At 67.4% G+C, this 23,508-nt stretch carries 14 protein-coding genes; 6 read left to right on the top strand and 8 right to left on the bottom strand.

The genetic code is table 11. The features are described 5' to 3' along the window. Nucleotides 1-105: 105 nt before the first annotated feature. A complete protein-coding gene (locus ABEA50_RS06985; RefSeq protein WP_345494209.1) occupies nt 106-2,202 on the bottom strand; it encodes a hypothetical protein in 2,097 nt (698 codons plus the stop codon). A 121-nt stretch (nt 2,203-2,323) separates the two neighbouring features. Between ABEA50_RS06985 and ABEA50_RS06990 the strand changes: the two genes are divergently transcribed. Beyond that, a complete protein-coding gene (locus ABEA50_RS06990; protein ID WP_345494210.1) occupies nt 2,324-3,925 on the top strand; it encodes a polysaccharide biosynthesis protein in 1,602 nt (533 codons plus the stop codon). 560 nt (nt 3,926-4,485) lie between these two features. On the opposite strand, the gene ABEA50_RS06995 is transcribed toward ABEA50_RS06990, so the two are convergent. After that, a complete protein-coding gene (locus ABEA50_RS06995) occupies nt 4,486-5,661 on the bottom strand; it encodes a PorA family protein (protein WP_345494211.1) in 1,176 nt (391 codons plus the stop codon). A 215-nt stretch (nt 5,662-5,876) separates the two neighbouring features. Here ABEA50_RS06995 and ABEA50_RS07000 point away from each other — a divergent pair, with 215 nt between their 5' ends. Further along, the gene (locus ABEA50_RS07000) at nt 5,877-7,064 is read left to right on the top strand and encodes an acyltransferase family protein (protein ID WP_345494212.1); all 1,188 of its coding nucleotides are present in this window, start codon (nt 5,877-5,879) and stop codon (nt 7,062-7,064) included. Between the two features lie 1,149 nt (nt 7,065-8,213). Here the strand turns inward: ABEA50_RS07000 and ABEA50_RS07005 are convergent. From ABEA50_RS07005 to ABEA50_RS07020, 4 genes are all read right to left on the bottom strand, one after another. Further along, nucleotides 8,214-13,052 carry an alpha-(1->3)-arabinofuranosyltransferase domain-containing protein gene (locus tag ABEA50_RS07005; RefSeq protein ID WP_345494213.1) on the bottom strand — a complete coding sequence of 1,613 codons (4,839 nt, stop codon included), beginning with the start codon at nt 13,050-13,052 and terminating at the stop codon, nt 8,214-8,216. A 50-nt stretch (nt 13,053-13,102) separates the two neighbouring features. Then, a complete protein-coding gene (locus ABEA50_RS07010; RefSeq protein ID WP_345494215.1) occupies nt 13,103-13,273 on the bottom strand; it encodes a DUF2613 domain-containing protein in 171 nt (56 codons plus the stop codon). A gap of 493 nt (nt 13,274-13,766) precedes the next feature. Further along, nucleotides 13,767-14,864 (bottom strand): isochorismate synthase, encoded by a 1,098-nt coding sequence (locus ABEA50_RS07015; RefSeq protein WP_345494217.1) that lies wholly within the window; start codon nt 14,862-14,864, stop codon nt 13,767-13,769. A gap of 87 nt (nt 14,865-14,951) precedes the next feature. Next, a complete protein-coding gene (locus ABEA50_RS07020) occupies nt 14,952-15,449 on the bottom strand; it encodes a universal stress protein (RefSeq protein WP_345494698.1) in 498 nt (165 codons plus the stop codon). A 189-nt stretch (nt 15,450-15,638) separates the two neighbouring features. On the opposite strand from ABEA50_RS07020, the gene ABEA50_RS07025 reads away from it, so the two are divergent. Both ABEA50_RS07025 and ABEA50_RS07030 read left to right on the top strand, forming a co-directional pair. Further along, nucleotides 15,639-16,796: a glycoside hydrolase family 3 N-terminal domain-containing protein gene (locus ABEA50_RS07025; RefSeq protein WP_345494218.1), complete on the top strand. Its 1,158-nt coding sequence runs from the start codon at nt 15,639-15,641 to the stop codon at nt 16,794-16,796. Between the two features lie 102 nt (nt 16,797-16,898). Further along, on the top strand, nt 16,899-17,498 hold the full coding sequence (locus tag ABEA50_RS07030; RefSeq protein WP_345494220.1) for a TetR/AcrR family transcriptional regulator: 600 nt from the start codon (nt 16,899-16,901) through the stop codon (nt 17,496-17,498). 189 nt (nt 17,499-17,687) lie between these two features. On the opposite strand, the gene ABEA50_RS07035 is transcribed toward ABEA50_RS07030, so the two are convergent. Both ABEA50_RS07035 and ABEA50_RS07040 read right to left on the bottom strand, forming a co-directional pair. Then, a complete protein-coding gene (locus ABEA50_RS07035; protein ID WP_345494221.1) occupies nt 17,688-18,569 on the bottom strand; it encodes a MaoC family dehydratase in 882 nt (293 codons plus the stop codon). Continuing rightward, nucleotides 18,566-19,924: a 3-oxoacyl-ACP reductase gene (locus tag ABEA50_RS07040; protein ID WP_345494222.1), complete on the bottom strand. Its 1,359-nt coding sequence runs from the start codon at nt 19,922-19,924 to the stop codon at nt 18,566-18,568. The genes ABEA50_RS07035 and ABEA50_RS07040 overlap by 4 nt, the downstream gene beginning before the upstream one ends. Nucleotides 19,925-20,149: 225 nt before the next feature. Between ABEA50_RS07040 and ABEA50_RS07045 the strand changes: the two genes are divergently transcribed. Beyond that, nucleotides 20,150-21,472 (top strand): acetyl-CoA C-acetyltransferase, encoded by a 1,323-nt coding sequence (locus ABEA50_RS07045; protein ID WP_345494223.1) that lies wholly within the window; start codon nt 20,150-20,152, stop codon nt 21,470-21,472. Between the two features lie 757 nt (nt 21,473-22,229). Then, nucleotides 22,230-23,507, top strand: a complete 1,278-nt coding sequence (locus ABEA50_RS07050) for a hypothetical protein (RefSeq protein ID WP_345494224.1) — start codon at nt 22,230-22,232, stop codon at nt 23,505-23,507. The last annotated feature ends 1 nt before the right edge of the window (nt 23,508 follow it).

Here is a 23,508-nt window from a genome sequence, read left to right on the forward strand (position 1 = left end):
CACCAGCCCGGTCGATTGCTCACGTCTCGCCGAGCAGATCCAACGCACAGCCAGGCCCCGTCCGGCAATATGACTGACCGGCTCAGTAATGGCTTCGCGGTGCTGTCAGGGTTGTTCGCGGGTACTCGTGCGCTTCCTGCCGGAGAGAGCGGTGATGGCGCCGCCGACGAGCAGGGCGGCCCAGAGAAGATGGGCTGCGATGGCGAGGGCGCGTTGTGTCGTGGACGAGGCGTAAGGCTGGTCGACGGGTCCGGGCACTCGGTAGAGAGTGAGGTCGGCGTCGCGGTAGATCGGGGAAAGTTCGGCCAGGGTTTTCGCGGACTCCCCGAGCGGGCCGGGAGTGCGGTGTTCCACCAAAACCCAGCCGACACCGGCATCGGCCAGCTTCCGCGCCGAATCACCGTGTAGTAGCAGGGTTTCCACTGTCTTTCCGCGCGCGCCCTCGCCAGCGACGGTGCCGCCGCGCACCGGAAGTTCACCGGTCTGCAAGACGTCACGCGGGAGCAGGCGTGGTGCGGGGTCGAGCACCGGATTCGTCGGGGTGAAATCGAACGCACGGAACATGCCCGCGGGCAGCACAGCCACATCGCCAGGTCCGTCGAACCGCGAAACGAGCTCCGACCATCCCGCCGGGTAGCGCACCGCTCGCACCTGTCCACCGACACCCCAGGCCAAGTCGATCAGCGGAAGGATCAGCAGAACGATGAAAACCGCTGCGATGGATCGCGAAACGGCAGCGCTCGGTGACCTCGCGCCGGTCGAGTGCGTGTCCGTGACCGCACTCGAACCCGCGGCGTCTGCGCTGTGGGTGTCGGCTCTGTGCGGATCGTTCGCGGACGAGCTGACCGGTGTGGTTTCGCGAGCGCTCGGTTCGGTCGCCGCGAGCGGGTCGCCGGAGGTCGGACGGTCATGGCTGGCCGATGCCTGGGCCGGCACCTGAGTAGTTCCAGGTCCAGAAACATTGCCGGTATCGACGCTTTCCGCTGTTTCGCGGTCATGGTGATCGGTCGAATATGGCGGTTCGGGTTCGGACGTATCGCCGTCCGAGTGCTGGCCGACAGCGCAACCCCGCGCGGTGTATCTGTCGATCGACGTGGCGAGTGCTCGACACCCGGCCGCCGCGCACAGCACGTAGGTGGGTAACGCGAGCGCCACATATTTCTGGGTATCGCGCAGCAGGCCCGCGCCGGGGATACGCACGATCAACCACTGCATCACCTGTGTTCCCCACGCCGTGGCACCGAATGCGGGCAGCACGATGGCGAGAACTGCCAGGACCAGCACCGCGCGACGCACCTGTACCGAGGACGGGTGGACCGAGCGCGTGAGAACCGTGCGCACCCCCGCGGCGACGATCGCGAGCAGCACCAGGGTGCCGATCAGCGCCAACGGGGTGGTCCTCGTCTGTGGCACGGCCTCGGCGTTCCATATCCCGCCGAGACCCGCGAGGCTGCCCAGAGTCGCGAGGCCGGGTTCGGCGCGCGCGGCGAAGGCGGCGATACCGGTGGGGTCGGAGGTTTCGGTGGCGGTGTCCGACAGCACGGTCGCGGTCAACCAGGGTGCCGACGCGGCCACGAGTAGCAGCGATGCCGCAGGGAGGCGGCGCAGGCCCAGTAGCGCGAGCGCGGTGATTCCCGCCAGCAGCGCGCCGGTGGGGGTGAGCCCCGCGGCGGCCAGCGCGGCGACCAATGCCGCCCAGTGTCGAGTGCGAGTGGCGGTCGCGGTGCGAATGCGATACGCCGCCACCACCGTCCATGGGAGCGCGGCGTAGCCGGTGAGCAGACTCCAATGCCCCTGCGAGAGCCGTTCGGCCACATACGGATTCCACAGCGCGACCGTGCACGCCACCAACTGTGCGCTCACCGGGGCGCCCACCAATTCACGCGCGAGCACCGCGGCGCCGTACCCCGCTGCCCACAGTGCGAGCACCAGGATCGCCTTCACCAACACGCCGCCGTCGACGATCGGTGACAGCAGCGCCAACAACCCGTCCTGCGGCACCGCGCGCGGCGCTGCGGCACCGAGCCCCAGCGCGGCATCGGTCAGGTACGAGCGCGCAGTGCTGACCGCGTCACGTACCAACAGGTATCCGTTGCCGAGCAGCGGGCCGAGAATCAGCAGCGTGAGCACACCGCTGTAGACCGAGGGAATCAGCCGAGCGCGCCGAGTCGCGGCGTCCGCGAGACGGGTCCGTTCGCTCACGGTTGTCCCACCCGCTTGCTGCACCCACTCACGAAACGCCACCCTACGGATCGTCGTTGCCCGCGAGGAATCCGACGGGGCGCGCCTGCGCGCACGACGCACGGGTGCGACGATTACGCGCGTGTCCGCTGCCCGTCGCTTCCCCGTCGTCGCGGATCTGACCCTGGTGACCACCGGTGCGATGACCGCCAACGTCGCCGGATACCTGCTGCAACTGTTGGCGGGACGGTGGCTCGGGGTCACCGGGTACAGCGAGTTCGCCAGCTTGCTCGCGGTGCAACTGCTGTGCGCGGTGCCCGCCATGGCATTGCAGAACGTGGTGGCGCGGGAGTTGGTGCGTGGCGCGGGCGTGACGGCGTTGCGCGCGCTGCGGTGGCGTTGCGCGGTGATCGTCGCGCTGGTGGCCGTGATCGCGGTGCCGGTGGTGACGTTCGCGCTGCACGTGGGTGTCGCCGCGTGTGCCGCGGCGCTCGGTGCGGCGCCCGCGCTGGTCCTGGTCTCGGGTGAGCAGGGAGTTCTGCAGGGCAGTAAGCGTTTTCGGGCTCTGGCCGTGGTGCTCGGGGTGGCGGGTGTCGCACGGGTCCTGCCAGCGCTTGTGGTGCTCGCACTCGGTGGTGGCGCGGCCATGGCGTTGCTGGCGGCGGCCGTCGGTATCGCCGCGTCCGCGTTCTTCGCACGCCGAGTCGCGGGGTCGCCACGTCCGCGAGCACGCGTCGCGACAACATCCACCAAGGACCCGAATCGCCCCGATCCGAAGCCCGCCGATGCTCTGACGGGGTCCGATGAGCCGATCAGGCTTACCGCTGATCAGGCCGGGGGCGCCGGTACAATTCCGATGGGTCGCACCGAGGATCCGACCAGCCCCGACGCGGACCAGGCGCGGCTCACTGCCGAATCCACGCGGTCGGTGACGGCGAGTGCTGCCGAGCGGGCGCGCGACTCCGCGCGAGCAGGGGGCCCGGTCGCGACCCCGGCTGCGTCGAATGAGTTGGCCGGGTCGATCGAGCTGGCCGGGTCGCCGACACCGGACAACGCGCTCGACCCAGCCTCGTCGAACGCGCGGACCGCCCAATCATCGCCCTCGTCATCGCGATCAGGACGCTCGTGGGCGGGTGTGCTCCCAGTCCTGCGGGCCGCGCAGGTCCAGGCCGCGCTGATGGCGTTGTCCTCGGCCGACCTCATCGTGGTCAGGATGGTGCTCGACGAGGTGAGCGCGAGCCGGTACGCGCTCGGCACGATCGCCGCGAAGATCGCCTTCTGGCTGCCGCAGGCGGTGGGGGTGGTGTTGTATCCGAGGATGGCGCAGCCCGCGCAATCGACGGGTGCGATCCGCTCCGCCTTGGCCGTCTTGAGCGGCGTCGGCGTGGTAGGCGTGCTCGGTGCCGCGCTCGCGGCCCCGCTAGCGCCGTTGTTCGCCGGACACGATTACGCCCCGATCCAGAACCTGTTGTGGCTGTTCGCATTCCAAGGCGCGATCCTCGCGGTACTCCAGGGCGCGCTGCTGTCGGCCATCGCGGTGGATCGCACCGCACTGGCGGCGGTGACCTGGGCAGGTCTGGGGGTCGAGGCGGTTTCGATGATCGCGTTCGCCCGGTCGGTCCCCACCCTCATCGGCACCGCCACCGCGGTCGCCGCGGTAACGACGGCGGTGGTCGCGACCATCGTCTTGCGCACCGCCGATCGCGCGGACCCGCTCGATTCGGTTGTGCCGGTGCGTAGCTAGCTGAGCGGCCGGTCGGCTGTAGTAGCGCGAAAGCAGAGCCGGCAGGTGTCGATGAGCGTGCTCGCGCGACCGGGCCATCTCGAGGCGCTACCTTATTCTGCGCTGGCAGCAGTGATCTACCACCCGTGCCGCACTCGTCGCACCGTCCGCTGGTCTCGTCACTTGGCCACCGCCTGGACCAACGCCGACCGAGGCCGATTCTCACCGATGTGGCCGAGACCAGAGAATGCCTGCCCCACTGACCCGACGTCCCTCGGAACCCCAACCCCGACCAGGCAATACACCGAAGGCGCTAACTCACCCGGTCAACATGTGGGCCGAGGACCGAATGACACAAACTCGACTTCTCGCCGGGCGGGCACCTCCGTCGCTGGTCGTGCAGCCCGGACGGCGAGTGGTGCTGACGTTGGTTTGTCTTCGCGAACAACGGCCGGATCTCATGGCGCCAACGCGACAGCGGGCATTCGAGCGGCGTGTTCCGCGGTGATCAGGTGTACCCAAAAAATACAGCTCCCCGGTCGATGTGACCGGGGAGCTGTATCCGCTTGTGGCGCAGCCGATTACTGGTTTTTCGGCAGGTTGATCTGCTGAGTCGGTGCGTCGTCCGCGGGCGGATTGTCCTTGGCGCCCTTGGTATTACCAGGCTTACCGCGCTTGATCACGGTGCCCTTCGGCGTCGTCGGCTCGTCGCCGTCTTGTCCCTCGGCGGGCTGCGGGTCGCCGCCACGCAGGCCGAGCAGGAGGCCGACGATCAGGGCGATCACACCGATGATGCCGAGGATGATCGGCAGCACGCGCCCGTAGAGCGAGAGCTTGTCGGTGTTGTCCTTCGCGATCGCCAGCTGCGACTCGATGGTCTCCTCGTTGAACACCAGGTGCGACTTCAGCGCGGTGACCTCCGGCCGATCGCCGCTGCGCGCGTAGTACATGTGCAGTTGCTCGCCACCCTTGACGATGGTGCCGGTCTGCGGCTCCACCCACACGTCGCGAGTGTTGGTGTACCAGCGGCTCATGGTGACGTCACCCTCGCCCTCGACGCCCCACTTCTCGGCGGGCAGCGTGAGCTGGTTGGTCGGTGCGGGCGCGGCCACCGCGAGGTTGGTCGCCGGGATCTCCTGTTGGAAGTGGTAGACCTTCGTGTTGTTGATCTCGGACTCCTCGACGAAGTTCATGTCGAAGGTCTTGCGCGCGTTCACATCGAAGTACGGGTAGGACTTCTGCTCGGTACCGATCGGGAACCGGTACTGCACACCCTCGTGCTGTACCGGGTCGGCGACCGGCTGCAGATCCTTGTTCACCGTCACCGCGACCGACCCGTTCGGGTTGCTCTCGACGGCCTCGCCCGACTTGCGGTCGATGGTGACACGGTCGATGTTGGCGGTGAGCACGCCGGTGTCGCCCTGCTTGTCGGTGCGCCGCAGCGTGGTACCCGCCTGAACGGTCATCTCATCGGCGTCCGAAGGATCCTCGACGGTCAGGAAGCGCTGCGAGACCAGCGGCACATTCGAATCCACCTTCGCCGACCCCTGGGGCGCGGTGAGCGACTTCGAGTCGAGCACCTGACTGTCCTCATTGGGCTGGTTCGTGGCGATCGTGGTGATCTCGAGGTCGAGGGGAGTCTTCGCCAGTTTGCCGATGGTGTAGGTCGGGATGAGCAGCGCGGCTACGATGAGCAACGCGCCGAGACCTACGAGCAGGCAGGCCACCGTCCTTCTGGTTCCGGCACTCAGTGCCATGCAAACTCTCCTCGTCGTAGAACACAAGTCGCTCGGCGAGTACGACGGGTGGCCCGCGGCACTCGTGTGCGCACAGACACTAACAGGGCAATGTCGTACCATGCGCCGTCGAGGCCGGAAACCGGACCGAAAACCACCGACGCTACACCGCGAAACGGCGCGTGGATCCGACCAACGATCCGAGCCGTCACGGCCAACGGGCAGACTGGACCCCGATGACAGCCACCGCCTCCGCACCCACCCAGGCGCCCGCAGCCGCTCGACCTCGCGCTTTCGTGCCCGCGTTGGAGGGTATGCGCGGGCTGGCCGCGCTCGGCGTGCTGCTGACTCACGTCGCGTTTCAGACCGGTGCCGCCGGCACGCCGGTGATCGGACGCGTGTGGGGTCGATTCGACATGGCCGTCGCGGTGTTCTTCGGCCTCTCGGGATTTCTGTTGTGGCGCCCACACGCGGCGTCGGCGCGCGGATACGGTGTCGCACCGAGGGTCCCGCACTACTTTCGGCATCGCGTCGCGCGCATTCTGCCCGCGTACTGGGCGGTGGTCTGCGCGGCGCTGCTTTTGCTGCCGAACGCGGCCGATACCGCGGGCTTTCGGGTGTGGGTGTCGAATCTGGCGTTGCTGCAAGTCTTCGTGCCACTGACGCTCACCGACGGCTTGACTCAGATGTGGAGCCTGTCGGTCGAGGTGGCGTTCTATCTGGTGCTTCCGTTGCTCGCCTTCGCCGTCGTGCGATTGCGTGGTCGGAACGCGCGCTGGCGGGCGCCCGCGATCATCGCGCTCGCGGTGGTGAGTTCCTGCTGGAATTTTCTTCCGGTCCCTACCCCCGATGCGATCCATTCCGACAATTGGCTGCCCGGTTATCTGCCGTGGTTCGCGGCGGGAATGTTGCTCGCGGAACTGGTGGAGCTCGCCGCTGAGCAGCGCGCGCGGGGTGTGTCACCGAAGTGGTTGCGACTACTGGGAAATCAGGCCCTCATGTGGAGTATCGCGGCGGTCGCATTCGGACTGTCCGCGACCGACCTCGGCGGCCCGGCGGGTCTCACCCACGCCGACCCGTGGCAGTACGTCGCGAAGATGGTGCTCGGCACGATCATCGGCTTCGGACTGCTCGCGCCGCTGGTACTCGACGACGCGCCGCACCGCTGGTTGGAATCGAGGGTGGCCGCCACGATCGGTCGCTGGTCTTACGGAATCTTCCTGTGGCATCTGGTGGTGCTGTCGATGGTGTTCCCGATATTCGGGATCGTTCCGTTCAACGGAAGATTCGGGTACGTGCTGGTTCTGACCGTTGTGCTGACTGTCCCGATCGCCGCGGCGAGTTATGCGTTGATCGAAGAACCCGCGCGTCAGTTCGCTCGGAGGTTCGATCGGCGAAAGGCGGATTCGGTGGTGTCGAGCTGACCTGGTGGTGGGTTCGGCGTGGCTCGGGGGCGCAGGGGGCTCGTTTGGGTGCGAAGGGTGGGGTTTCAGGGTCTGTAGGGCGGGGTGATGTGAGGTTTGGCACGGCGTAACCGGTTGTTGTCGCACGGTTTCAGGGGCCGTAAGACGGGGTGATGTGCGGGAGTGAGAACCAGCATCGCTTTGGGTGGTGGGGTGATGTGCGGGGGCGAGAACCAGCATCGCGTTAGGTGGCGGGGTGATACGCGGGGGCGAGTGCTTCCTCGCTGTGTTTTTGGCGGCTGGCGCCGCGTGGTTCGCGGCCCTGAGTCTCGCTGTTGAGTACCCGTTTCTTGCTCCTGCGTCGCCTACGAAACGGGCACTCAACAGCGAGACGGCCGCGAACTTACCGTGCCGGTCTCGCTGACGCTCGGAACACGTGTTTCGGCGGCTCGTGCGGAGGGCCGAGTTAGGTTCGGGTGGTGAGGGTTTCACCGGGTGCCCGGATGTGAAGGTGCTGTGGTGATCGTTGGGCGATCGTGAATGTGCTGTGGCGGTCTCGCTGCGCTCGGAACATGTGTTTCAGCGGCTCGTGCGGAGGGCCGAGTTGAGTTCGGGTGGTGAGGGTTTCACCGGGTGCCCGGATGTGAAGGTGCTGTGGTGATCGTCGGGCGATCGTGAATGTGCTGTGGCGGTCTCGCTGCGCTCGGAACATGTGTTTCAGCGGCTCGTGCGGAGGGCCGAGTTGAGTTCGGGTGGTGAGGGTTTCACCGGGTGCCCGGATGTGAAGGTGCTGTGGTGATCGTCGGGCGATCGTGAATGTGCTGTGGCCGTCTCGCTGCGCTCGGAACACGTGTTTCGGCGGCTCGTGAGGAGGGCTGAGTTGGGTTCGGGCGGTGGGGTTTCACCGGGTGCCAGGGGCGTGCACTACAAGATCACCAGGACATGGGTGCGGAATGCGGCGGGCGGTGGCCGTTTCACCGGGTGGCGGGGAGCGGTCGGTCTACAAGATCACCAGGGCACTGGTGTGGGTTTTGGGGAGCTGCGTGGAGGTGTGGTGGCGTTGTGGCCGTGGCCGTGTCGGTCTTGCTGGTGCTTGGGGTTAGGTGTTTGGGCGGCTTGGTGGTTGGTCGGGTTTTGTGGGGGCACCGAGTATCGCGCCGTGTTCACGGATCACTTGGTAGCTCGACGGCGGGGGAGGGCGGCGATTGTGGTGGCGGTGATGGCTATCAGGGCGGGGAGTTGGGTGTAGAGGGAGCCGCCCATGTAGCCGTCGGGGGAGCGCCAGGGGCCGGTGGAGAGGGCTGCGGCGGAGAGGGCGGTGCCGATGCCCGCGGTGGCTACCAGGGCGGTGGGGGCGATGCGGGGGGCGAAATGGGCTGCCAGTAGGCCGATTATCGCGATCGCCGCACCCGCTGCGCCCGCGATGACCGTTGCGGTGGCGACCAGGCCCAGGGCACCGAGCCATCGGGGAGCCCAGGTGGGGTGCTCAGTGCATTGGCTGTGTGGTTCACCTCGACGGGGAGTGGCGGTGTTGTGTGGGTTGCCGAGGTCCGCTGAAGTGAAGCTGCTTGCGGTTTCGCGCTCTCGGGATACGTCCGGTGGGTGGCAGTGGTCGTCAGTGGTCGAGGTGAGCCCGTACCCCTCGGAGGCGCCCTGTGGCCGAGTGCGTTCTCCGACGGGTTCGCCGGAACTGTCTGGTGTCGTGGGTATTTCGGTGGCGCTCGATAAGTGGCTGTCGTCCCCGGGGTTTGGGACGGAGCTGTCTGGTGCTGCGCGCTTCCCGGCGGGACTCGGTGGGTGGCTGTGGTCTTCCACAGGGGGGTGGGCGGTGTCTGTGGGAGGGGGGTCGTCGCGTTGCGTGTCGTTGTCTGACGAAGCCGCCTCGGTGGCACGGTCTTCGGTGCGCTCGGTGCGCTCGGTGCGGCGGCGACCGGTGCGGGGGATGGCGAGCAGGGCGAGGGGGATCAGCAGCAGCAGGCCGCCGAAGATGCTGAGGCGATACCAGCGGTCGGCGGGGAAGGACACCGTGATCGGGCCCGTGGTGTTTTCCGGGACCACCCAGGCTTGTTGCCATCCGTTGACCACCACGGGGTCGAGGGCGCGACCATCGGATGTGGTTGCCCGCCAACCGACATTGTTGCTCAGCGGCAACACCAGCAGGTCGGGACCGACGGCCTGATCGGGTGGCGGGGTAGCGGCGGGTGCGCCGAAGTCGGTGCGATCGAGGCGTAATCGGTCGACGAAGAACAATTCGGTGGGCGTGACGGTGACGTCGACGCGGCCTGGCGCCAGCAGTGTCTCGCCGTTTTCCCCGGCCCTTTCCTGGTCATTCGCGTCTGTGGGATCGGCCGCGACGTTATCGGCCGAGCCTGTGTCGCTGGTTGTTTCGGCGTCGAACGCGCCGTCGACATCAGGGGCGGAGTCGGTGTCACTGTCGGTGGTCGTCGCGCCATGGGGATTACCGGCGCTAGCACCGACGGCGCCGGTGCCGGGCGCGTCTGTCGGCGTTACCGCACTGGTCGGCTCCGTCTCGGGCAGTGCGCCGTTCGCGCAAATCCGCGCGGGAAGCGGTGCACCGGAACGGAATTGCTCGGCGGTCGCGGTCACCGCCGCACGGACGGTCTGTCCGCCGATGTCGATCGTCGGTCCCTGATCGCACCCGACGGTGATCTCGCGGTCGGCTGCGGGCGGCGGGTAGTCGGGGCCGAGTACCGACACCTCGGCCAGGCCGGGAGGTTGCGCAACGGTGAAGCCGATCTCGGTGCGGTCGAGCACCGGTTTCCAGGTGCGCAAGCTCAACTCGATGCGGTCGGTGACCCGCGGGTGCAGCGGGATGCGCACCGGTTTACCTGGTTCGCCGCGGTCGAGCGCGCGTACCTGGGGGCCGTCACCGAGATTCACCGTCACCGAGGTGGGTGCGCCCGGTATCGGACCGAGGGGTGGCGTGAGTTCGAGTCCGGTGACCGTGGTCGGTTCGGGAAGATCGAGAGTGAGTGTGGGTTTCTCGCCGGTATTCGGTGGCAAAACCGAGTCCTGCGGCGCCACCCAACTGGTGCGCGGGTCCCCATCGGTGACCGCCGGTGCGGCGCCGCGCAGCTCGCCGACATCGGCGGCACCGTGGGCGACCGGACGTGCCGGGTCGGTGAGCAGTCGTTCCAAGGCGGGTCCTTGCCTCGGTCGAACGGTGAGTTGTGGCGTCACCGAAGCCAGCTCGGGGACAGACAGCGTGCGCTCGAAGGTGCTGAGTTCCTCGGGTCCCAGCGCCAAACCCTTGGCGCAGCGCACCCGATCCGGAGCGTCGAAACAGGCGTTGCGACCGGGGAATTCCTGTCCGAGATCCCAGCCACGTGGCCGGGTGCCCGCCGCCACCGGTGGAAGTACGGTCCGGTGCCTGATGTCGAGCTTGGTCGGCGCGTCGTGCACCGCGTAGTCCTCGACCGCCAGTTCGCTGATGCCGAATTGCCCACCGGCCGTACCGCCTTCGGTGCGGATGGCGGTGATGGTCAGCCAGTCGGTGCGTCCCGGCGGCAGTGACACCGACGCGAGAGCGCCCGGCTTGGTGATTTGGGTGGACACGGTGCCATTGGCGGTGCGTACCTCGACCCATTTCACCGGGTCACCCATGGCGGCCGCGGTGGTGCGGAAACTCAGCTGGCCCACGGTGATGGGTGTGTCCAAATCCAGTCGCAGCCACTGTCCGAGCGCGTGCTCGGCGCCGTTGCTGATCCACGCCGTCGCCTGATCGCCGTCGACGACGGCGGCCGTCGAATTGCCCGGCGCGGAACCACCGAGCTGGGTGCTGTCGGCGGCGGAGCTGGACGCCGTGATTCGTGCTCCCGACCATTCACCGGTGACCAGCCCGGTCCCCGCCACCGGGTAGTCGGGAACCAGGTTTCGCGTGCGGCGCGCGTCCTGCGGCGCGCGCAGGGCGGACGCGTGATTGTCGACCCTGCCGAAATCGGACTCCCGATCCATCGGGGTGTCGGTGACCGTCACCCCACCCGTCGGCAGTCCCGCTTTCGCCGCGTCGGCGGCGAGCAGTGCGGGTGTCGCGGCCTCGGGGTTGTCGCGATGCAGGCGTTCCAGCGCTTCGGGGCCGCCCTGCACGGTCGGCACCGAATTCAACGGCACCCGGTAAGCGCCGGGAAACGAAGGGGGAGCGCCGGTTCCGGTGGCCACCTCGGTGGGCGTACCCGGGGTCGGCGTCTCGACTCGATAGATCTGCACGGCGGGATATCCGGGACGCAGATCGCCGTCGGCGACCAAACCCTTACCGAGGACCGAAGATTCGACCGGGCCACCGAATTCGGCGACCTCGGTGAGCCCTGGCGATCCCTCGATCGCCTGGTGGGCAAGCAGCGGACGGGTGGAGCGTGAGGTGACCGGATCGAGGTCGTTGCGCAACACCAGAACCCCGATGCCCTGCCCCGCCAGGGTGGCCGCGAGCCCGTCCGACGGCCGCCCGTCGGCGATGAGTCGTTGCACCGAGTCCATTGCCCGGATGGTGCCCGGCGGGTTCAGCGGGACCGCGTCGCGCACCGCCCACGGTGTCCTCGCCAGTGCTTGCAGCGGTTCGTCCCTGGTCAAGCCCCACCGTTGACTGCCGAACGGCGCCCCGGGGACGACGAGCGCGCGGGTGTCGGAAGCGTTGTCGTGCAACCAGTCCGCAGTCTGCTGCCAATACCCTGGCACCCGATCGTAGGCACCGCGCGGGGCGAGCTTGCCGGTCCACGCCAGGGAGGTGGACAGGACGAGCGCGGTCAGCACCAGCGCGCCGACGGCGACGATCTTGTTGCGCTCGGGATGGGCGAGCGCACTGCGCCACACCGGCATCGGCACCGACGCTGGCAGGGGGACCTTCGCCAGCAACTGAGCGAGTCCGAGCACCAAGGGCAGCCGGATCAACGGCTCCAACTTGTGCACATTGCGCAACGGCGCACCCGCGGAGTCGAGGAACAGCCGCACCGATTCGGCGAACGGTCCGCTCAGTTCCCCCACGTATCCCGCACAGATGCCGACCAACCCGACGCACAGGATCAACGCCAGCCGTCCGCGATACGGCATCGACCGCATCGCCAGTCCCGCCATGCCCGCCGCGGCGAGTAGACCGGTCGCCAAGACCGCCGCGGGCTGAGTGACCAGTACCGCGCCGGCGATTCGCTCCGGTGAGACGAACGGTGTCCAACTGTCGGTGCCACGCAATACTTCGGCCAGCGAAGCCCATTGCGTGGTAACACCGGAGGACTCGATGTAGTCGAGGAACGGCGGACTCACCTCGCCGAGCAACAGCAGTGGCACCACCCACCAGAAGGTGGCGAGGACGAGCAGCGGAATCCATGCCGCGGTGAAGCGCCACCATCGTCGGTTGGGGCGTAAGGCGATCAGCCACAACAGTGCTGGCAGGAACGCCGCGGCCGTCGCGACGGCGTTCACCGAACCCATGAGGGCCAGCGCGAGCGCGCTGCCCGCGGGTGATTCGGCGCCGCCACGTCGGCGCCGCTTGGCCGCCGTGCTCAACGCGGCCGGGGCAAGCAGCACCCATGGCGCGAGCATCATCGGCAGTGTCTCCGACGAGATCGAGCCGAGCGTGGTCAAAACCCGTGGGGCGAGCGCGAAGGTGAGCGCGGCGACGATTCGGGAGCCGCGTGTGCCGATGCCGAGGGTTTGGCAGAGTCGGATGAGTCCCCAGAATCCGGCGAGCAGCAGCAGCGCCCACCAGATTCGTTGTGTCACCCACGCGGGCAGGCCGAGGATGTCACCGAGGGCGAAGAACGCGCCGTGCGGAAAGAAGTACCCGTACGCCTGGTTCTGCACCTGCCCCATCGGTGCCTGGCTGCTCCACAAGTGCGCGGCGCGGCCGAGGAAGCCCAGCGGATTCTGTGCCAGATCGTATTTGGTGTCCGCGGCGGTGAGCCCTGGCGCTTGCAGAAAGGTGAGGAGAAACGCCACGAGCACACTCGCGCCGAACCAGCGCTTTCCCAGTGGTGCGGTGGCGGGATTCTCCGGCACCGCGGTCGACTCGTCGGAGTCGGCCGGGGCGGAGGAGTCGAGCGAGGGGGTCAGCGGCTGCCGTATTCGACGCCGTTGAGCAACGAGGAGTCCTTGTTGCCACTGCGGTCGATGTCAGGGCGCGAATTCTGCTGTACCGCGATGGTGACAAGGAACACCGCGATCACGCCGAGCACGGCGCCACCGACAGCACTCGCAAGGCCCGGTACGGCAAACTTCATCGCGGCACTCCAATACATTGATGCAGGCACATTCCCGGTCAACCTAGCAGCCCGCGCGCACATTCGACGCGTCGAGTCCGCCGGGTTGTCGCGGTTGGTGGAGGAAAGCAGTGGGTGCGGTGGGTTTCGCCGTGGGTTGGGGCGGATTCTTGGGTGTGGGGCGAGAAGCCGGGTGCAGTGGTGTGTGAGGGGGCGAGGCGGGTGCGGGGTGGTGTGTGAGGGCGGTACGGGTGGTGTGCGGGGGCGAGTGCTTCCTTGCTGTGTTTTTTGGCGGCTGGCGCCGCGTGGTTCGCGGCGCGAGACGGCCGCGAACTTACTGTGCCGGTCTCGCTGCGCTCGGAATAGTGGTTTGGGCGGCTCGTGGGGGTGGTTGGGTTGTGTTGGGGCGGTGGGTGTTTCGCTGGACGCTTGGGGCGTGCGACTACCAAGTGGGCAGGGCATGTGTGGCACGCGTTCAGCTGGTGCTTGGTGGCGGGCGTGACTAAGTGTGGCGTCAGGGTTGGGTGGGGATCGCGCAGTGCAGCGGGGTGAGGAGGGTGCGGAGTTTGGTGGTGGTTTCTTCTAGTTCGGTGTGGGGGGTGGAGGCGGCGACTATGCCGCCGCCCGCGTAGGCGCGCAGGGTGCGGTGGTCGGGGGAGAGTTCGGCGCTGCGGATGGCTACTACCCAGGCGCCGTCGCCGTTGGCGGTGCACCAGCCGACGGCGCCGCCGTAGAAGCCGCGGTCTTCCTCGGATTCGGCGATGACGTCCAGTGCGAGGTCGGTGGGGGTGCCGCAGACGGCGGGGGTGGGGTGTAGTCGCAGGGCGAGGTCGAGGGCGGTGGTCGAGGGGTCGCGCAGGGTGCCGGTGATCGGGGTGGCCAGGTGCCACACCTCGTGGGTGTTGATGAGTTGTGGCTCGTCGGGGATCGCCAACTCGCTGCACAGGGGAGTGAGCTGGTCGCGAATCCACTCGATCACGAAGGCGTGCTCGGCCCGATTCTTGGTGCTGGCCAACAGTTTCTCGGCCTGCGCGCCGTCGGCGTCGGGATCCGGCAATCGCGCCATGGTGCCCGCCAATGGGCGCAGCGTGACGGTGCGACCGTGCCGCGCCACCAGGACCTCCGGTGTCGCGCCGACCAGTGTCGCGCCGGTTCTGCCCGACGCGGTCAGATCGACGGTGAACACAGTGGCGTTCGGGTGCCTGGTCGACAGGTGTGCCGCGACGGTTTCGGCTTCCAACGCCGAGTCCGCTTCGACGAGCATCGAGCGCGCGGCGACCACTTTGCGTAGCGGCTGCGCGTCGTCGGAGAGCTTGGCGACGAGCGCGCGAACCCGTTCGACGTGCTCTGCGGGACTGGGTATTTCGTCGACGACCCGAATATTCGGCAGTTCAGGAAGCGCTGCCGGTCGCCACGGACCGGCCGTGTGCGCGAAGTGTTTCGGTGCGACGAGCGCCGCGGGATGTCGTGGGTCGAACGGCAGCGCGCCGACGACAACGTCGGCGTGGCCGTCGCGCAGTGCCGAGACGGCGTCCTTCGCGTCGGCGTAGTCGCCCCGACTGCCCTCGGCCCGCACGACGTTATCGGGCTGTGCGAGCAGGAATCCGTGCATGACCCTCGACCTTAAACCCCGTTGTCCACCGCACCGGCTGAGCGCGCTCGCAACCTTGGGGGCGGGCGCAGCGGGACCCGCTCGAGCTCAGGCTCGCTCCGGCGTGAGTTGGCGTCCTTGCTTTCCCGGCGGAACCAGCAGGACCGGCCGGTGGCAGTGCTTGAGGACCGCGTCGGCGACGCTGCTTCGCATGAGTGCGCGAATTCCGGTGGCGCCGCGTGTGCCCGCGACGATGATATCGACGTCGAGTTCGTCGGCGCAGTCGACGATGGCGTTCCAGATGGTCGAGGTGCATTCCGCGGTGCGCGCTTCGGCATTGAGTCCGGCGAGCTTGGCCAAGCGCAGACCTTCGGTGTTGGTGTCGCGCGCGTCGACGTAGGCGATGTCTTCGATTTCCTCATCGGGCACCCACTCGCCCTGCATGACCCCGGACAGTCCGGACAGTCGCGCCGCTTGGCGGACCATCGGTTCCCATGCGGTCAGCACGATGGCCCGGTTCGCGCTGAGGAACCGTCCGGCGTATTCGACGGCGCGTTTGGCATTCTCGGAACCGTCGTAGGCAATCAACATCAGATCGCAGGGCACGATGACCTCCTGGGGGAGACTCACGGCTACTGACCCCAGGTTACCTGCGGAAACGGCATTCCGCGCGGCGGGCGCGCCCGCCGGATCCACACCGTCACAACTGTGCACAACTTCCGCAGACCCCGCCGCCAGCGCACTCTTTCGGTGGGCCGCTCCGGTGCCTACCCCTCGGGAGTACGGTTGTTACCCATGCGCAAGACGCCCACGCTGGTCCTGGCAGTACTCGCTACGGTCGCGACCGCTTGCTCGAGCGGCGGCGGCTCCGAATCCGGGCCCGCACCAGCGGGTTCAGCGGAACCCTCCGCGGCGGCCGCGACGGCGACGCCGACCGAGTCGGACTGCGCCACCGATTATCTGGCGGGGTTGACCATGCGGCAAAAGTTGGGACAACTGCTGACCGTGGGTGTCACCGGCGTCGATGACGCGGCGAATGTGGTGGGCACCGAACAGGTGGGTGGCATCTTCATCGGTGGCTGGACCGATGAAGCGTTGCTGTCGGGAGGGCAGCTCGAGCAGATCAAACAGTCGGCCGATTCCGGACTGATGGTGACCATCGACGAGGAGGGCGGGCGCGTCTCGCGGGTCAGCGACCTCATCGGGGAGGCACCTTCGGCACGGCAGGCGGCGCAGACGATGTCGGCCGACGAGTTCTACGACGCCTCGGTGACGCGGGGGCGCGCGTTGAAGGATCTCGGTATCACCGTGGATTTCGCCCCCGACGTGGATGTGAGCGATCAGCCCGACGACTCCGTCATCGGCGACCGTTCCTTCTCCGACGACCCCGAGAAGGTCACCGAGTACGCCGACGCCCAGATCCGTGCGTTTCATGAGGTCGGTATCGGTGCGGTGATCAAGCACTTCCCTGGCCACGGTCACGGATCGGGCGATTCGCACACCGGTGGGGTCGAGACGCCGCCACTGGATCAGTTGCAGGATGTTGATCTCGAGCCGTTCCGTCAGCTCGTGGGTTCGGGTGCCGGCGTGATGGTCGGCCATCTCGATGTGCCCGGCCTGACCGAACCCGATGTGCCCGCGAGCATCAGCCCGCAGGCGATGGCGTTGCTGCGCCAGGGCAGCGGCTACAACGCCGAGCCGTTCGACGGCCCGATCTTCACCGATGACCTCGGTGGTATGGCCGCGATCAGCGACCGGTTGCCGATCCCGGATGCGGTGGAGACGGCGTTGGAGGCGGGTGCCGACAACGCGCTGTGGATTTCCTCCGACGCCGTGCCGCAGGTGTTGGATCAGCTGGAAGAGGCCGTCTCGGCTGGACGTTTGTCCAGTGCGCAGGTGGACGCATCGGTGCTGCGTATGGCCAAATTCAAGGGAGTGCCGACGGGCTGCTGAGCCCGGTAGGTAGGGGTTTGTCGGGGGTTGGTATCGCAATTGCGGCCCGCGGAACTTACCTTAGAGTAAGATATGAGCTCAACCATGTGGTAGGAGAGCGGGATGGCGGGCGGAACGAAGCGACTTCCTCGGGCGGTTCGTGAGCAGCAAATGCTCGACGCCGCAGTAGAGGTGTTCTCGCTCAAGGGCTTTCACGAAACCTCCATGGATGCCATCGCGGCCGAGGCGAAGATCTCCAAGCCCATGCTCTACCTCTACTACGGCTCCAAGGACGAGCTGTTTCGTGCCTGCATCCAACGCGAGGGTCTGCGCTTCATCGAGTCGGTCGTGCCAGCGGGCAATCCCCTGCTCTCCGCGCATGAACAGCTGCGCACCGCGCTGGAGGGTTTCCTCGGCTTCGTCGACCACAACCGTCGCTCCTGGCAGGTCCTCTATCGCCAGGCCATCGGACAGCAGACCTTCGCCTCCGAGATCGAGAACGCACGCGAACGGGTCATCGAGTTGACCGCCAAGCTGCTGGAATCCAGCGCGAAAAGCGCCGAACCGAGCACCAATTTCGACGTCGTCGCGGTCGCGGTGATCGGCGCGGGCGAGGCGATCGCCGACCGCCTCGCCAGCGGTCGCATCGAGGTCTCCGAGGCGGTCGACCTGCTCGACGATCTGGCATGGCGAGGTCTGGCGGGACGCAAGAAGGCGGAATAGTCGGACCGCACGGCCAAGTATGGGATCGACGCTGAGCGATGGCCAGCCACACGTGCGGACTATGCCTTGGAGTGCGTGCGGGCACGCAACCGCCCCCGTTGGCCCGATACGAAGACCCGGAGCCCCACATCTACGAAAAGATATGCGGCTCCGGGTGTTCCGGTATTCAGATGTCGAGCTCGGTGCTGCTCAGCGCAGGGTCCCGGTGAGGTGCGGGTAGCCCTTCTTCGGGTTGCGCAGTGCCAGATCCCATCCGCCCTCGACCTGATCGGCGTAGACGTTCACCGTGGACGGCAACAGGATCGGCTTGCCGAACTTCACCGCGTAGGTGGCCTTGCCGGGAACCCGACCCTCGACGCTGCCGAGGATCTTCGCCGCCGACCACATGCCGTGCGCGATCGGCCTAGGAAACCCGAAAGCCTTGGCGCCCAACGCGGAAACGTGGATCGGATTGCGGTCGCCCGAGGCGGCCGCGTACTGATTGATCGACTGCTGGTCGGCCCGCCAGGTACGCAGCGGTGGCGGTGGAACCTCGTCGGGCTTCGGCGGCGACTTCGGTCCACCCGACAGCGAGGTGCGCTGCTGGTGCAGGAACGTCGTGACCTGGCGCCACACCAGTTCCCTGCCGACGCTGATCTCACTGATCGCGTCGACGAGCAGGCCCTTCGGGTGCTCGCGCAGGTTCTCGATGTGCGCGTGGATATCCAGTGGCTCGGCCACCGAGATGTCCCTGGTGCGTTCGATCAGGTTCTCCGCGTGCACCGCGCCGACGGCGACAAACGGGAAATCGCGCTGCACGACCAGTGACATCACCACCGGGAAGGTGAGGATGAACGGGAAGGTCAGTGGCAGTGCGTCACCGAAGCGCAGATCGGTCGCCTTGCAGTAGGCGGCGAGCCGATCCTGATCGACGCGCACGCCGTCGACCCGCACCGCGCGATCGGGCAGGCTCGACTTGCGCGCCGAGACCAGCGGCAGCGGGAGCGCGCCCAGCGCCGCCTTCCGGTACAGCGGACCGTTCTTGGGGGGTTCGCTGAGTTTCAGCACTTCGGTCTTGTCGCTCACCGTCATGCGCCGATCAGGCTCTGTCCGCAGACCCGAACGATGTTGCCGGTCACCGCGTTCGACGCCGGGCTGGCGAAGTAGGCGATGGTCTCGGCGACGTCGACGGTCTGGCCACCCTGCAGCAGCGAGCTCATCAGTCGACCAGCTTCACGGGTGCCCACCGGGATCGCGGCGGTCATCGCGGTCTCGATGAAGCCGGGGGCGACGGCGTTGATGGTGATGCCCTTCTCGGCCAGCTTCGGCGACTCGGCGTTGACCATGCCGATGACACCGGCCTTGGAGGCGCCGTAGTTGGTCTGGCCTCGGTTGCCCGCGATGCCCGCGATGGAGGACACGTCGATCACGCGACCGCCCTCGCTGAGCGCGCCCCGCGACACCAGGCCCTCGGTAATCCGGTGCGGTGCGGCGAGATTCACGTTGATCACCGAGTTCCAGCGGCCCTCGTCCATGTTGGCGAGCAGCTTGTCCCTGGTGATGCCCGCGTTGTGGACGATGATGTCGATGCGGCCGAAGCGCTCCTGCGCGAACTCGGCCAGCTTCTCGGCGGCGTCGGGGGAGGTGACGTCGAGCGCGAGCGCGGTGCCGCCGACCTTGTTGGCGGTCTCCGAAAGGGCCTCGCCGGCGGCGGGGATATCGGCGACGATCACCTGGGCGCCGTCGCGCGCGAATACTTCGGCGATGGTCGCGCCGATGCCGCGTGCGGCACCGGTGACCACGGCGACCTTGCCGTCGAGCGGACGGTCCCAGTCGGCCGGTGCGGTGGAGTCTTCCTTGCCGACCCGGATGACCTGGCCGTCGACGAACGCCGACTTGGCCGAGAGCAGGAAGCGCAGCGTGGATTCCAGGCCGCTCGCGCCCGCGGGCGCCTCGGGGTGCAGGTACACCAGCTGGGCGGTGGCACCGCGCAGCAGCTCCTTGCCGACCGAGCGGGTGAAGCCTTCGAGCGCGCGCTGCGCGATCTGCTCGTCGACGCTCGCGGTGAGTTCGGGGGTGGTGCCGATGACCACGATGCGCGCGCTGGCGGCGAGGCTGCGCATGGCGGGCTGGAAGAATTCGAACAGCTGCGAGAGCTCTTCGACCGTGCCGATGCCCGTCGCGTCGAACACGAGGGCCCCGAAGCGTTCGTTGGCGCTCGCGGATTCGGCGAAGGTGTAGTCCGACAGCAACACTCGCACCGGCTCTGCCACGCGGCCCTTGCCGCCGAGCAGTACGGGGCCCGGCAGTGCCGGTTCGCCCGCGGCGTAGCGGCGCAGGTTCTCCGGCTTCGGCAGGCCGAGTTTGCCGACCAGGAACGCGCCGGGCGCGGAATGTGCGAACGATCCGTAGAGGTTGGGAGCACCCTTACTCTTACTGGCTGCCACTGTTCCTACCTTTTCCTAGGTGAGTGTGTTGGTCATGGTCGTCACCCCGCCGCGGTATCCGGCGCACATTTGCGGGGTACGGTATCGACAACAAACTTACTCCAGAGTAAGTTTGTTGTAAACAACCGCGACGGGCGCTGATCTGGTGCGAGCCAGGCAGGCGAGTGCCAGCACGACAGCGACCCTTCCGGCGCCGCACATCCCCCACGAGACCTGGAGACTCGAGTGACAACGAAAGCCCGTTCGGCGAAGAGCACCGCCAAACCCGGTAGGACCGCGCGCCCCGTCGCCATTGTTGGCGGCAATCGCATTCCGTTCGCTCGCTCCGACAAGGCATATGCGCATGCCTCCAATCAGGACATGTTCACCGCGGCGCTGGACGGTTTGGTCAGCCGGTTCGGCCTGCAGGGTGAGCGCCTCGGCCTGGTCGTCGGCGGCGCCGTGCTCAAGCGCGTCGGCGAGCACAGCCTGATTCGCGAGAGCGTGCTCGGCAGCACCCTGAGCCCCTACACCCCGGCCCACGACCTGCAACTGGCGTGCGGCACCGGCCTCCAGGCCCTGGCCACCGTCGGCGACGCGATCGCGCTCGGCCGTATCGAGGCGGGTGTCGGTGGCGGCTCCGACACCACCTCCGACGCGCCCATCGGGGTCAGCGAGAGCCTGCGCGAATGGCTGCTCAACGCCAACCGCGCCAAGACCAACAAGGACAGGGCCAAGCTCGTCGGTCAGCTGCGTCCCGGCATGCTCGGCATCGAGATCCCGCGCAACGCCGAACCGCGCACCGGCCTTTCGATGGGTGAGCACGCCGCGATCACGGCCAAGGAATTCGGCATCCCGCGCGAGGCGCAGGACGAACTCGCCTACCTCTCGCACAAGAACATGGCGGCGGCATACGACCGCGGGTTCTTCGACGACCTGATCACGCCGTTCCTCGGCCTGACGCGCGACGACAACCTGCGTCCGAATTCCAGCGTCGAGAAGCTGTCCACCCTGAAGCCGGTCTTCGGCGTCAAGGCGGGCGAGGCGACGATGACCGCGGGTAACTCCACCCCGCTCACCGACGGCGCCTCCACGGTCCTGCTCTCCAGTGAGGAATGGGCCGCCGAGCGCAATCTGCCGGTGCTCGCGCGCCTGGTCGACACCGAGGTCGCCGCCGTGGATTACATCCACGGCCCCGACGGCCTGCTGATGGCGCCGACCTACGCGGTGCCGCGCCTGCTCGCCCGCAACGGCCTCACCCTGCAGGACTTCGATTACTACGAGATCCACGAGGCGTTCGCCTCCGTGGTGCTCGCGACGCTGGCCGCGTGGGAAGACGACGTCTACTGCAAGGAGCGTCTCGGCCTCGACGGCGCGCTCGGCGCGATCGACCGCAGCAAGCTCAACGTCAACGGCTCCTCGCTGGCCGCGGGCCACCCGTTCGCCGCGACCGGCGGCCGTGTCGTCGCCTCCACCGCGAAGCTGCTGGCGGAGAAGGGCTCCGGCCGCGCGCTGGTGTCCATCTGCGCCGCGGGTGGCCAGGGCGTCACCGCGATCATCGAGCGGTAGTCCGGCACCGCGGTACGCATAGCCAGGAAAGGTGGCATTCGGTCGTTACGGCCGAATGCCACCTTTCGTGCGTTCCGCACACTGTCTGTCGACGCTGGCCGCGACACCCGTGAGCGGAGCGATTAGGCGAAAGTTCCTGCGCACAGCGGAGTTCGGTGTGTTATCGGTGCGAGTTACCAATCTCCGACGCCCAGCGCCGCCTAACGGTTGGCCTCCGGTAGCCGCTGATCCACCGCAGAGGTCCACGCGGTTCACGCCGAGGTAGCGCCGAGACAGAAGATCCGCGAGCATGTTCCGGCATCGGCTCGCGATTCGCCCATCGCCGTGGTCGATTCGGGCCAACTCTCAGTGCTTTCCTGAACGTGCCCCACAGCCGGTAACGTCGAGCACCGCACAGGTGCCCGGCGACATCCGTGCTCGTGATCGCAATCGGCGGCACCGTTCACCGCCGACAATTGTCGCGAATATGGGTCGTTGTCCGCTTCTTTTGCGCCCGGCGCAGATGCCCGGAAATTTTCGGCAATTCTTCGGGCGATGCGCGTGAGCGGGCACCGAAATGTCCGCACCTTGTCTGCGCGCCACGCTTGTCACGGCTGCCATCCATATGTTTACGTCACCTCATCCGCTGCGCTGCTCGCGGGTTAGTCGTTGCTTCGCCTGGAATCGCTCCCCTTGACCTGTGGTAGCTACCGATGGGAAAACCCTTGGGCTCCTGTGGATTGTGCGAATGCGGTAGTTCGAGAAGGAACTCGACACGATGAGGCGTGCGGGTGTGCTAATCCGCGCCGGAGTGCTCGCGGCGGCCGTCGCGCTCGGCGTCGGGGCCGGATTTCTCGCGCCACCCTCGGCCGAGGCCCAGGACCTCGCGCGCTATCTGGATCTGCCACTGGTCAATCGCGACGCGGCGAACGGGCCGGGCGGCGTCAATCCTGAACTGCCCTACGCCGCCGATGAACTGCGCGAGCTGCTCGACCAGGCCAGGGCCGCGGGTGTCGCGCCATCGCGGTATGCCGCGCTGCTCTACCAATACTGGCTGGTCGACGTCACCGACAAAGCGGGCATCGATCTGCGGTCGTGGGACCCGCGCGCCGGTGCGGAAGCCAACCGGGAGAACCTGGTCCGGTCCTACAGCTACTACGAGCAACTGCAACTGGCCCACCGTGAATTGCAGTGGGCCGGCATGGGCGGCCAGGTGGGGGCCGACTTCGGTGGTGGACTGTTGGATTTCGAACTGGCGGGCAATGTCTTCGGGGCGCCCGGTATCGCCGAATCCGCACGCGCCGTAGTCGGTGCGGTCGAGCAGGTGGCTGGTCCGCAGGCGGTAGCGGGCCTGCCGCGCGGACTCGCGGCACTCGCGGAGGCCGGTTCGCGAGTCACCCCCGAAGACGTGCACTACCTCATCGGGCTGATCATGGTGATGCAGAAGAACATCTTCTCCGACCTCATGCCAATGCACGATGCCTACGTCGCCGAAGGTCTTCCCGCGCTGAGGGAATTCGAGGCCGCGGGACTGTTCGGCGACGACATCATGACCGCGTGGCGCGACATCGCCTCCGGGGAGCGCGACCGCGTCGCCGACGGCAACGCCGCACTGCTTCGGCGCGAACAAGACTGGGTGATCGGCCGACAGTGGGACCAGGCCCGCGCCTACAAGGGCAGTGTCGGCGAGGCGATCACCTACGCCGTCGGTGCCGCGGGATCGCCCTCGGTCGCGGGTGTGCGACCGCCGCGCGAATTCGACCCGGTCCGCATTCCGTTCACCATGGCCGACGGTCGTCCCGCGCTGCTCACCCTGCCGCTGCCGGAGTGGAATTGGTCGGAGCTGGACCCGAGGTGGAATTACATCAGCACCGAATTGCTGCCGAAATACAAGGATCAGGTCGAAAACAACTGGCCCGCATTGGAAGCCGCGATGCGCATACCCTACGAGGTGCAGATGCAGTCCCATCGTCCGCTGCTCAACATCCCCCAGTTGTTCGCTTCCGCACTCGGTGAACTACAGGTCACACCGGTCGATGCCGCGGCGGTGAGCTGAC

It is taken from the genome of Nocardia callitridis, from assembly GCF_039543305.1.
Taxonomy (GTDB): Bacteria; Actinomycetota; Actinomycetes; order Mycobacteriales; family Mycobacteriaceae; genus Nocardia; species Nocardia callitridis.